The following is a 12,601-nucleotide window of genomic DNA, read 5'->3' as shown; positions in this document are numbered from 1 at the left end:
TATTAGTTCATGATTGGGTTTTCCCGGATACTTTTCGCTTCCACCGCTTTTTCGTCTAAGGGTGCCTGAGATTCCGGTCCGTGTTTTATTTTTTTATTCAAAAGGTATAAAAACAATACTAACAGGGTTGCATAAACGAGGGTGAACATGATCAATGATACCAGCACCTGTTCCGCTTTAACTGATTTGGAGAGCGCATCTGATGTTCGCAATAAGTTGTATACCACCCAGGGCTGACGGCCCATTTCAGCCGCAAACCATCCCGCCTGATTAGCTATTTGTGGTAGTAATACGGCCCAAACGAAAACTCCCATCAACCATTTATGTTCAAATAATGTTCCTTTCCACCATAACCAGCTGGCATAGCAGGTAAGCACAATCAGCATCATGCCGATGGCTACCATGATATGATAAAATTGGAAAACAGCATTTACCTGACTGGGACGATCCTCCGGTTTAAATGCATTTAAACCGGTTACAGGGGTTGAAAAATCCTGGTGTAACAGAAAGCTTAATCCACCTGGTATTTTGATTCCGGTAGTAGTTTGCGTTTTGTTATCGACCCAGCCCATCAGGTACATGTCTGCTGTAGCACTGCTATCGTAATGACCTTCGAGTGCTGCCAGTTTTGCCGGTTGATTCTTCGCCACCCCATCCGCACTTTTATGTCCGGTGAACAATTGAGCGAGGGAGAAAATAGTAGCAACGGCAAGCGCAATTTTAAAGCCCGGTTTGGCAATAGCCAGGTGTTTATTCTTTTTGATATAATAAGCATGGACACTTAGTACCAGGAAGGCTCCGGCAAGAAAAGCACCGATCCAGACATGGCTCAGGCGTTCCATACTGGAGGGATTAAATACCATTGCCCAGAAATCAGTGATTTCTGCTCTGGCGTTCATTCCTTCACCAACAATATGATAGCCGGCCGGAGTTTGCTGCCAGCTATTGGCAACAACGATCCAAACTGCGCTGAACATCGATCCCAGAAAAACCATGATGGTTGAGAAGAAATGCACTTTTGAACTCACCCGATTCCAACCGAATAAAAGGATTCCGAGAAATCCACTTTCGAGCGCGAATGCAAAAATTCCTTCTGCCGCTAATGCACTACCGAAAATATCTCCTACATATTTTGAATAGGTGGCCCAGTTGGTACCGAATTCGAATTCCATAATAATGCCAGTGGCAACGCCCAGTCCGAATATGAGGGCAAAAATCCGGATCCAGAACCGGGTCATGTCTTCATAAATTTTCTGGCCGGTTTTCAGGTAGAGCCCTTCCATAATTACAAGAATTAATCCCAGCCCAATGCTAAGCGGAGGGTATATATAATGGAATGCAATGGTGAAGGCAAATTGTATGCGGGAGAGAATTTCAACATCCATACAAATAGTTATTAGAGGATAAATAATTCAATGGAGGCGTCAGAAGAGAATAAAAGTTCAGTTCTTCCTTATAACGGAAGTCAGGTGGTAGCAAGCAGCCAGATTCGGGTTGATCGATTTCATTCGGCATGCCAGAAGTGTTAAAGACCAGGCAAAGATACGGACAGAAGAGTGATATTTTATACCTTAGAAAAATGAAACGTCTACTTATTATTACTATTTTGGTTGCTCTCCCGCTCTTTATTTATTTGCGTTTATACAGCGGCGTTAGAAAATCAGCTTCAATTCAAACAGGGGCCGAACGTACGGATCAGTACCTGCCCTATTTAAAAGGGAAACGTGTTGCAATTCTGGCCAATCCAACAACTATTATCGGTAAGAGCCATTTGGTAGACAGTTTAATGAAATTAGGTGTGCAGGTGGTGAAAGTGTTTGGACCGGAGCACGGATTCAGGGGGAACGCAAGTAATGGAGCCAAGGTAAAAGATGAGGTGGATGGGGAAACGGGATTGCCGATTATATCGCTGTATGGTGCCAAGCGGAAACCATCAGCAGCAGATTTGGCCGATGTTGATTTGATGATTTTTGATATTCAGGATGTGGGTTGCCGGTTTTATACCTATATCAATGTTTTGCGTGATGTGATGGAAGCCTGCTCGGAGCATAAAAAAGAATTGATGATCCTTGACAGGCCGAATCCGAATGGTTATCTGGTAGACGGGCCAATTCTGGATATGCGGTTTAAGTCGGGAATCGGGCAGTTCCCGATTCCGATTTCACATGGTATGACGATTGCGGAGTTTGCTCAAATGATCAATGGGGAGGGTTGGTTGCGTGAATTGCCACCCTGTCGTTTGAAGGTTATCAAAATGGCGAATTATTCACATGATTTGCCTTATACCCTGCCCGTAGCTCCTTCACCGAATTTGAATACACAGCAGAGTATTGATTTGTATCCTGCAACCTGTCTGTTTGAGGGTACTATTATAAGTCAGGGTCGGGGTACGAGGACGCCTTTTACCAAATTGGGGGCACCTGCTTTAAAGGAAAAATACAGTTATGCGTTTACTCCGGTAAGTATTCCTGGCATGTCGGAAACACCTCTTCATATGAATCAGGTTTGTTATGGTATTGATTTGATGAACTATGATGCGGGATTGATGCGGCAATCGGGAAAGATCAATCTTAGCTGGATGATGGAATTATATAGAGCCTATCCAAATAAGGAGAAGTTTTTCGATCGCAGCCAGAGTAATCAGATGGGTGATATCAATAAACTGGCGGGTACGGATCTTTTCCAGCAGCAGATCAGGGAGGGGAAATCCGAGGCGGAGATCCGGGCAAGCTGGGAACCGGGCTTATCCCAATACAAACAGATGCGGAAGAAGTATATGTTGTACCCTTAAGTGTCTGACAGGTGTTAGAACAGTGTTAGAGGGGTGTTAGAGAGGTGTCAGACACCAGTCTATACTGGTGTCTGACGTTTTCCGGGTTTAAACGTCAATAAAAATATTCCGCAAAGAGTTGAACCCAATGCAAGCCAGGTTATCCAGGTGGTACTTTCTCCAAGGAATAAAACTCCCAGCAACAACGCTATGAATGGATTGATATAGGTGTATAAGGAAACCGTGGTTACCGGCAAATGTTTTAACGCATATAGATAACAGTTGTACGCCAATATGCTACCAATAAAGATTAAGTAAATCAATGCATAGATCCCGGACGCGGAAATTGCAGAGACTCCTTCATAATTATCAATAAACGGACTCAGGAATAACAATACCAGTCCCCCACTCGACAATTGTAGGGATGCATTTGTAAAGGCATCCGTGCTGGTTTTTTGTTTCTTCGCTACAATCGTACCCGCCGCCCAGGAAAGCACCGCAATAAAACTCAGAATTATACCCAATAAATAACCCGGTTTAGCCAAATCCCGCAGGTTGTCCCGGAAAATGAGAACAATACCCATAAATCCGAGTGTCAATCCCGCCAATACAGACCATGACGGTGTTTTCTTCTCCCTGCTGGTCGCAAAATTGATCAGTACCACATAAACCGGCATGATGGAAACAATTAATGCAGCAAGGCCACTCGGAATGTACTGTTCACTCCATCCCACAAATCCATTTCCGATGGCAACCATTAAAACTCCCGGTAATAACTGTGGAGCGATCTCTTTTATGCCCAGCCGGGGAAGTCTGCCTGAAATAAACAAAATGATTAACAGAATCAATCCCGCTGCTGTATTCCGAATACCGGAAAACAAAAACGGAGGAAAACTCTCTACCCCAATACGAAGTGCCATATAGGTGGTGCCCCAAACAATACATACGATCGCTAATGCCAGATATGCTCTCATAAGGCAAATTTCCAACAGAACAGTTCTTAAAAACAGATACAAAAATGGTAAATTTGACCAGTACAGTTTGAACATGATAAGTAGCAAATCATTATTATACCAGAAAATTGCCGGAAATATCGAGCAACAAATCAGGGAGGAGGTTTGGAAAGTAGGAGATAAACTTCCCTCTATCCGGGCTATCTGCCGCGAGCAGGGTGTAAGCATGAGCACGGCTATGCAGGCTTATCTTGAACTGGAACGAAAAGCCCTTATTGAATCCAGGCCTCAGTCGGGATTTTATGTTAGCAGATCCCCATTAATGCGGTTGGGCGTGCCGGCTACCAGTCGCCCGAAAAAAACAGCCAGTGATGAACAGGTAACAGAGCTAATCGACCGGGTATATAGCCATCTTGGGAAAAAAGACCTGACTCAATTTTCACTTGGAGCGCCTGCAAAAGAATTATTACCGATTCCCAAATTGAACAAAGCTATGCTTCAGGCTATGCGTGAAATGCCTGACAGTGGTACCGGGTATGAAGAAATTCAGGGAAATCTCCGACTGCGACAACAAATTGCACGCTGGTCATTTGCATGGGGATCTCAATTGGGTGCCGGCGACCTGATTACAACAGCGGGCACCATGAATGCGCTATCTTTTTCTCTTATGGCAGTAACAAAACCAGGAGATACCATTGCAGTGGAAAGCCCGGTTTATTTTGGGATCCTTCAACTTTCGCGCAGTCTGGGACTAAAAGTGCTGGAAATTCCCACACATCCGATTACCGGTATTGAGCTGGATGCGCTTAAAAAAGAATTGCCTAAAATTTCCTGTTGTCTTGTGGTGGCAAATTTTAATAATCCGCTTGGAAGTTTAATGCCCGATGAAAACAAAAAGGCATTGGTTGAACTGATGGAAAAAAACAATATTCCATTAATTGAGGATGATTTATATGGGGATGTTTATTTCGGAGATCATCGCCCGGCTTCCTGTAAAACCTACGATAAGGCGGGACTGGTACTCTGGTGCGGATCGGTTTCAAAAACACTGGCACCGGGTTATCGGGTTGGCTGGGTGGCACCGGGTCGCTTTAAAGAAAAATTACTTCGTCTTAAAATGTTGCATGCGATATCGTCCACCAGTATAACTCAGGAAGTAGTAGCGCGATTTCTTGAATCAGGGCGATATGAACACCATTTGCGAAAACTTCGCCAGACCCTGCACACGAATAGTCTTCAATACATTCGTGCCATTGGCGATTATTTTCCAGACAATACAAAAGTGAGCAAACCGGATGGCGGTTTTGTTTTATGGGTTGAAATGGATAAGAAAATTGACAGCGCTGCTATGTTTGATCAGTTGTTAAAACAATCCATCAGTATTGCTCCCGGAAGAATGTTCAGCCTGCAGAATCAGTTTAACCATTGTATGCGACTCAGTTATGGAATGTTGTGGAATGAGGCGCTGGATCGCAAACTGAAACTGCTTGGCCGAACTGTGCGCGAATTCTCCTAGTGTTCGATTATAAGCGCCGGTACAATCCACCCCCTCCATCCATTAAACAGGGCGAACTGAAAATAGATAGTGTATCCGTTTGAAGTGAAATAATCGATTCCAGATCAATCGATGTTTCATTGGTTTTAAAAAAGCTTCCTGTATAACTGCAGGCAGTATGCTGGCGGATGGAATAGGTGCCTTCAAATTTTTTATCCCCGTCTTCAAAACGACGGTATACACCATTTTCATTCAATTCTATGATATTTCCATTTCCTCTTTGGAGCGGGTTGTTAGGTATTCCAAATCCTGTATATTGAATTAATTCCCAACGACCGATGAAGCTGCGGTTGGAATGTTTGCTGTTTACTTTTTTACAGCCGAGCATAAAAAGGACAGCAATTAGTAATAGGTATAGATGTTTCATGCTACAACTGACAGTCCGCCCAAATGCAGCGTTGCAGCATAGGATTATTAATTTTGTGCAATCGTATGCATTTGGTGATCTCATAAAAAAGGAAGACATTGAATTTGAAAACATAACCAAACTGCTTTGCCAACCACTTCTTTATATAATGAAAAGGAGCTGGTCAGTCAATTGTCGACTGGCAGTGAATGGGCATTTGAACAATTATACCATCATTATAGTCCGGGTTTAGCATCAAAATTATTGCGTATTACAAAATCTGAGCAATACACCGGAGATATATTACAGGAAGTTTTTTTGAAAATCTGGAACGGAAGGGAAAATCTCGAACCTGATAAATCTTTCCCCGCCTATTTGAACACTATTGCTGAACATTTGGCCATTGACTACTTCAGAAAAGCTGCGCGAGATCGCCAGTTGATGGCTTCGATAAAAAACGCTGCCATAGCGGCTTATGACTCTATTGAAGAGTCATTGTATCGAAAAGAAAATGCCGAACTACTTCATTCACTGATTAAAAGTTTGCCCCCGCAACGCAGGCAGGTTTTTCATCTGGTTAAAATTGAAGGCAGGTCATATGATGAAGTTGGACAATTACTTAATGTGTCATCCTCCACTATCAGTGATCATATAGTAAAAGCCACCAAGCAAATCCGTGAACGGCTGCTCAGGCATCCGGATTATGCCATTGGCTTGTTGACGGTTTATCTCTGCATTTAATTTAAAAAAAAATCCAACCGGAGCAGAGGAAGCTTTCTTACAATACGTATATAAGTAAGAAATACCTGGAAATTGAATAATCAGCAACAGCTATCAGAGCTTTTTAAACGCTATTTGGAAAACAACTGCACTGCGGAAGAGGTTGCCATCCTGCTGCACTATTTTGGGGAGCAGGCCAACTCTGATCGCCTGGGTGCCCTGATTCAGGAAGAATTGAACAGCCCACAGAATGAGAATGTTGGAACCACTAGTGAATTGCTGGAAAGCACCTGGAAAAAAATTCATAAGTCACTGCCTTCCTATCAGCTTTCAGAAACAATACCATTACAATGGTATATGCGAAAATGGGTACGGGTAGCGGCAGTTGTAATCGTATTGCTTTCTTTAGGTGGTATATTTCTTCAGAATATTCCGGAAAAATCCGCAGGTGGTCAACTTGTAACCAATTCTTCAGATCATTATAAGACTATACTCCCAGGTTCAGAGAAAGCTATTCTTATCTTATCAGATGGAAGTCAGTTGGTGTTGGATGATAGTGCCAATGGAGTGCTTGCAACACAAGGGGCTTCCCAAATAATAAAAAATAATGACGGCGAAATTTCCTATGCCAACTCAATCAATGCAGCAGGGAAAACGATCTTCAATACCATGCAAACGCCTCGGGGAGGGCAATATCGTTTAGTTCTTCCTGATGGCACAAAAGTTTGGCTGAATGCTGCATCCTCTATTCGATATCCGGTAGTATTTGACCAGAAACTAAGGCGGGTTGAAGTAATGGGTGAAGTGTATTTTGAAGTTGCACATGATAACAATCATCCGTTCATCGTACATGCAGGAAAAACCTCTATTCAGGTTCTGGGTACCAGTTTCAATATCAATTCATACACAGATGAACCCGCGCAAATAACCACCCTGGTTGAAGGCTCAGTCAGAATAGAAAAGAACAGCCAGTTTTCCCTGCTTCGGCCAGGCCAGCAAGCCAGGATTTCACAAAATAATTCAATTGCTGTACAGGATGCCCCAGATCTGGAGGAGGTTACTGCATGGAAAAATGGACTTTTTCTCTTTAATGGGAAGGATGTTCGAACCATAATGAGGCAAATCAGTCGCTGGTATGATGTGGAAGTTGCCTATCAGGGGGAATTCAACAAAGAAACCTTTTCCGGCCTGGTAAGTAAGGCCAGCTCAATTGACAAGGTGTTGAAAATTTTGGAAGCGGGCGGTGTTCATTTTAAACTTGATGGAAAAAAACTAATAGTCATGCAATAACGAAAGGGGGTCAAAAAGAAGCAGGAAGTGTTTGCACCACTCCCTGCAGAAATTGGGCTGCCCATTAAATACAAACCGGTAATTACTGTTTAACCCAACCAAAGCAAAAGTATGAATTTAATGTTTGCCAGGATTCTGCTCCCGGAGAGGAGAAGAATCGCCAAAATGTTGCTAGTTATGAAACTGACTGCTTTTTTAGTACTGCTTTTCTGTTTGCAGGTGAGTGCAAATGGATATGCCCAGCGAGTCACTCTTTCTGAAAAAAATGTTACGCTGGTAAAAGTCTTTCGCGAAATCAACCGGCAGACCGGCTATCAGTTTTTTTACAAGGATGATTTCCTGCAAAAGGCAGGCAGGGTATCTATACAGATTAAAAATGGCTCACTGGAGGATGCACTGGATCAATGTTTCAAAAATTTACCGATTACTTTCACCATCATTGAACAGACCATTGTAGTTAAGGAAAGGACTATAAAGCGGGAAGCTGACAAAAAGGAAGAAATCAGATCTCCCTATGCTGATGTCAGGGGAACTGTACTGGATGAAAACAAGCAGCCATTGGCAGGAGTGTCAGTAGTAGTAAAAGGAACTCAAAGGGGTACAAGCACAGTCAATAATGGTAGTTTTCTTATACAGGCGAATATTGGTGAGGTACTTCAGTTTTCCATGATTGGATATAAAACAAAGGAAGAAAAAATTACCGGTGAATTATTATCCATACAAATGGAGCCTGAAGCCACTACGGCGAATGAAATTGTGGTAGTCGGATATGGGACGCTGAAAAAATCAGATGTAACGGGATCGGTTGTTTCACTTACCAGTGAAAACTTTACACAGGGGCCCAACACGAATGCATTGCAGTTGTTAAACGGGCGAGCATCAGGAGTCAATATCAGTCAGACCAGTTCCGCACCAGGTGCTTCTACAAAAATTCAGATCCGCGGTGCTGGCTCAATCAACTCAAGTAACAATGCATTGGTGGTGGTAGATGGTTTACCTGGAGTTGATCCAACAAGTATAAGTCCGGATGATATAAAGTCTATCGAAATCCTTAAAGATGCTTCCTCTGCTGCTATTTATGGAACCCGGGCGGCCAACGGTGTGGTTTTGATAACAACAAAATCCGGTAAAAAAGGAGATATGCTGGTGAATTTCAGCGCCAGTTATGGAATTCAGTCTGTTGCCAGAAAAATTGATGTGTTGAATGGCCGGCAGTATATGGAAACATTGAACGCTATCCGTGCTGATGGTGGTCAGGCCGCCATCTTTTCGCAACGGGAAATAGATTCCATTGGAGCTGGTACCAATTGGCAAGAGCAGGTTTTTAACAGAGCGGCTCCTGTACAAAATTACCAATTGTCAATTTCCGGTGGCGGAGACAAACACGATTACTACGCCGGTCTTAACTATTTCAATCAGGATGGCCTGGTACAGAATTCAAATTTTAAAAAACTCAACTTCAGAACCAATTTCAATTTTAATGCAAAAGAATTTTTGCGGTTCAAATTGAATATGAATTTTACGAGAGGTATTCAGAATTCCATTTTGGTTACGAATGGTGTGAATGAAGGTGCCGGCCCGATAAATGCAGCTATTCAGTTTGATCCAACGCTACCGGTTGGACTGGATGCGGCTGGGAAATATTATGCAAATTCATTTATTGCATTGGATAATCCGATGGCTCTTATCAATGGAATTTCGAATGAAAATCTCAACAATAACCTGTACGGCACGTTCACTACCGAAATTGAACCTCTTAAAGGATTAGTTGGTACAATTCGATTGGGAGGTGCTTTATCCAGCTCGATGGGATCTTCCTACCGTGATCGCAGTACTTTAAACGGGCTGGCCAGCAGGGGGGCAGGATCCAGGTCGGGTGCGGATAATTCCCAATGGTTAGCGGAGTTTTTATTGAAGTATGATAAAAAATGGGGTAGGAATCATTCTCTTTCCTTATTGGCAGGAACCACTTTTGAAGAGTTTTTATACCAGGGAGTGAATGCTAGTTCCATTCGGTTTTTATCGGATGTAACCGGAGCTGATCTGTTGCAAAGCGGAGATAATGACCTGGGTGATAATGTTAGCTCATACAAGGACCGAAACCGCCTAAATGGTATTATCGGTCGGATTAACTATGGTTTTAAAGACCGTTATCTGCTTACTGCATCGTTCAGAAATGACGGAACATCAAGATTCTCTGATGCGCAGAAATTTGCTTTTTTCCCATCCGGTGCTTTCGCCTGGAGAGTATCAAAAGAACCTTTTTTCAGAAATTTATTTCCCCAGGTTTCTGATTTCAAATTCAGGCTGAGTTATGGGCAGTTGGGGAATCAGGGTATCGGGAATTACCAGACCCTGCAAACCCTGGTGGCTGGCGGTGCCGCTATTTTTGGGAATTCAATAGCCCAGGGAGTGGTTCCGACACGTATACCAAACAGAAATCTTCGTTGGGAAACAACGCAGGAATTTAACTCAGGAATAGATTTCAGTTTATGGAATAGCCGGATCAGCGGTTCGGTTGACTTTTATATTCGCGATACAAAAGATCAGTTGTTCAGTAAGCCATTACCCTCTGTAGTAGGATTTACCTCCATCATGATAAATGCCGGCGCAGTACGAAATACCGGATGGGATATACAACTGAATAGTATTAATATTGACAAGACCGATTTTACCTGGAGCAGTTCCTTTAATATGTCGTTTCTTAAAAATGAAGTGACCAGCTTGCCCCCTTCAATTCCTCAAATAATCACCGGCTCTACCGGAGGATTTATCAGCAATTACCAAATTGTTGCAGTTGGCTCGCCCATGCAATCTTTTTATGGCTATAAAGCGGATGGAATATTCCGCTCAGAAGAAGAAGTTGCAGGCTCGCCACAACCAAATGCCAAACCAGGCCATATTCGTTTCAGAGACCAGAATAAAGACGGTAAAATTGACGCAACGGACCGTGTGATTTTAGGTGATCCGTTTCCTGATTTTACAGCCGGACTAAACAATCGGTTTGTTTATAAACGTTTTTCACTGGATTTATTTTTTCAATTGGTTACCGGGATAAATACACTCGATGCGAATGTTCTGGAGTCGTTTTACCCAACAAATGAATACCGTAATCGTATTGCGAAATATTATGAGAATCGCTGGACGCCGCAAAATCCGAATGCGCCATATCCAAGCGGGGTGAATCCTTCCTCCTATGGAGGGGCCTATAGTATTAATTCATTTACTGTATTGGACGCTTCTTTTTTACGATTCAAAACTGCCAACCTTAGTTATTCTGTTCCGCTACGTTCGCAGAAAACCATTCGCTCGGTTCAGGTTTATCTGGCTGCTGATAACATTGTAACTATAACTGATTATGAAGGCTTTGATCCGGATGCCAGCAATACAGGTAGTGAGGCCATATCAAAAGTAAACTATAACAGTTATCCGCTAAATCGCACTTTCAGAATGGGTGTTAATCTCCAATTTTAATTGTTTATTGTATGAAACGATTCAATCAACTTACTATATTATTCCTTGCTGTGTCGCTCCTGTCCATATCAGGTTGTAAAAAATTCCTCGAAGAGGAAGTTTATACACAATATGACCCGACTGCGTTTTTAAAGGATAAATCCGGCGTAGATGCATTACTAACAGGCGCATATGCCCGTTCCCGTATAGTTGCCTATGACAGCCGTAATTATACTTATATAATGAATGAGTTTACTACTGACATAGCTTTTGAGACAGGTGGTGGACTTGAACGGGATGCGGCTCCTTATATTCAGTTCAACTGGACTCCAACGGATTTGTTTTTGAATACACACTGGAATAAAATGTATTCAGCAATCGCGAGTGCAAATACAGTTCTCGGTGTTGTAGATGGAATAAGCGGCCTGCCTCAGGAAACTATTGATGGTGTAAAAGGAGAAGCCCGCTTTATTAGAGCCGTTTCCTATTACTTCCTGTTTAATATTTTTGGACCTACTCCTATAATTGAAGTACCTGTTAATGCCTCGCCGGATGAAATTGAAGCGATTGGAAAATCAACACCAAGAGCAGGAGTTGCCGAATTTGTTGCATATCTGGAAGCTGATTTGAATTTCGCTGCTTCCAATTTGCCTGTGACCGAAAATCCGATTGGAAGAGCAACGCGTGGTGCTGCACTTGGAGTATTGACCAAACTTTATCTTCATCAGAAAAACTGGGATAAGGTTATTGAAACCACCCAGCGCTTGCTTGATCTGAATTACTATAGTTTGTGGCCGGAGTATACTACTCTTTTTTCGGTTGCTGGCGAAAGTAATAAAGAATATATCTATAGGGCTCCCTGCATTGCTCAAAATGGTTTTCATAATAATTATATGCCACATGCATTTCCGCCAAATTATCCAATTCTCTCCAACTGGGTGAATTTTGGTGCGCAGTTCCGGACATATACCTCGTTCTATAAAACCTTTGAGGCATCCGATAAGCGCAGAAATCTGATTATTGGATCGTATACCGATAATTCAGGAGTGTTAAGGCAATTGGTGGAAGATGCGAGTGGTATTGCCCTGAATAATGCTCGAAGCTTCAAGTATATGCCGGACCCTGTTGCAGTTGGCGAAGCAAATGGAAATGATATAGTTTATATCCGATATGCAGATATTTTAATGAGTCGTGCTGAAGCCTTAAACGAAAAGAATGGACCCAATCAGGAATCTGTAGATTTACTTAATCAGTTGCGTGACCGGGCAGACGTTGAGCGTGTATCAATAGGTGATTTTGGGTCTAGTGAAGCATTCAGAGACTTTATTCTTGAAGAAAGGGGACGAGAATTTTTCTCGGAAGGATTGAGGAGAGAAGATCTTATACGTCATGGAAAATTTATTACGGGTGCTCAGGCAAGAGGGTATAATGCGCAGGCACATCAGGTATTATTTCCTATTCCTCAACAACAGATTGACGCAAATCCCAATCTGGTGCAAAATCCGGGCTATTAA

General features: G+C 42.6%; 9 protein-coding genes. 6 read left to right on the top strand and 3 right to left on the bottom strand.

Annotated features, from left to right (window positions below; all coding sequences use genetic code 11):
* Positions 1 to 2 precede the first annotated feature (2 nt).
* Positions 3 to 1,385: a cytochrome ubiquinol oxidase subunit I gene (locus B2746_RS18625; RefSeq protein ID WP_290797273.1), complete on the bottom strand. Its 1,383-nt coding sequence runs from the start codon at positions 1,383 to 1,385 to the stop codon at positions 3 to 5.
* A 194-nt stretch (positions 1,386 to 1,579) separates the two neighbouring features.
* Here B2746_RS18625 and B2746_RS18620 point away from each other — a divergent pair, with 194 nt between their 5' ends.
* Positions 1,580 to 2,791 (top strand): exo-beta-N-acetylmuramidase NamZ family protein, encoded by a 1,212-nt coding sequence (locus B2746_RS18620; protein ID WP_290797271.1) that lies wholly within the window; start codon positions 1,580 to 1,582, stop codon positions 2,789 to 2,791.
* Positions 2,792 to 2,850: 59 nt separating this feature from the next.
* Here B2746_RS18620 and B2746_RS18615 read toward each other — a convergent pair whose 3' ends face one another.
* Positions 2,851 to 3,744: a DMT family transporter gene (locus B2746_RS18615; RefSeq protein WP_290797268.1), complete on the bottom strand. Its 894-nt coding sequence runs from the start codon at positions 3,742 to 3,744 to the stop codon at positions 2,851 to 2,853.
* A 73-nt stretch (positions 3,745 to 3,817) separates the two neighbouring features.
* Between B2746_RS18615 and B2746_RS18610 the strand changes: the two genes are divergently transcribed.
* Positions 3,818 to 5,239, top strand: coding sequence for a PLP-dependent aminotransferase family protein (locus B2746_RS18610; RefSeq protein ID WP_290797265.1), 1,422 nt, complete (start codon positions 3,818 to 3,820; stop codon positions 5,237 to 5,239).
* A gap of 7 nt (positions 5,240 to 5,246) precedes the next feature.
* Here the strand turns inward: B2746_RS18610 and B2746_RS18605 are convergent, their stop codons facing one another.
* Positions 5,247 to 5,645 carry a hypothetical protein gene (locus tag B2746_RS18605; RefSeq protein ID WP_290797261.1) on the bottom strand — a complete coding sequence of 133 codons (399 nt, stop codon included), beginning with the start codon at positions 5,643 to 5,645 and terminating at the stop codon, positions 5,247 to 5,249.
* Positions 5,646 to 5,771: 126 nt separating this feature from the next.
* Here B2746_RS18605 and B2746_RS18600 point away from each other — a divergent pair, with 126 nt between their 5' ends.
* From B2746_RS18600 to B2746_RS18585, 4 genes are all read left to right on the top strand, one after another.
* Positions 5,772 to 6,365 carry an RNA polymerase sigma factor gene (locus B2746_RS18600; RefSeq protein ID WP_290797259.1) on the top strand — a complete coding sequence of 198 codons (594 nt, stop codon included), beginning with the start codon at positions 5,772 to 5,774 and terminating at the stop codon, positions 6,363 to 6,365.
* Between the two features lie 114 nt (positions 6,366 to 6,479).
* Positions 6,480 to 7,634: a FecR family protein gene (locus B2746_RS18595; protein ID WP_290797256.1), complete on the top strand. Its 1,155-nt coding sequence runs from the start codon at positions 6,480 to 6,482 to the stop codon at positions 7,632 to 7,634.
* Between the two features lie 177 nt (positions 7,635 to 7,811).
* Positions 7,812 to 11,108, top strand: a complete 3,297-nt coding sequence (locus B2746_RS18590) for a TonB-dependent receptor (RefSeq protein WP_290797253.1) — start codon at positions 7,812 to 7,814, stop codon at positions 11,106 to 11,108.
* A gap of 11 nt (positions 11,109 to 11,119) precedes the next feature.
* Complete coding sequence (locus B2746_RS18585; protein WP_290797250.1) at positions 11,120 to 12,601, top strand: RagB/SusD family nutrient uptake outer membrane protein; 1,482 nt, start codon at positions 11,120 to 11,122, stop codon at positions 12,599 to 12,601.

Origin of the sequence: Flavihumibacter sp. UBA7668, from assembly GCF_002483205.1 — a bacterium.
Lineage (GTDB): Bacteria > Bacteroidota > Bacteroidia > Chitinophagales > Chitinophagaceae > Flavihumibacter.
Note: the sequence above shows the minus strand (reverse complement) of the source record. Positions and strands in the feature narration are given on the sequence as shown.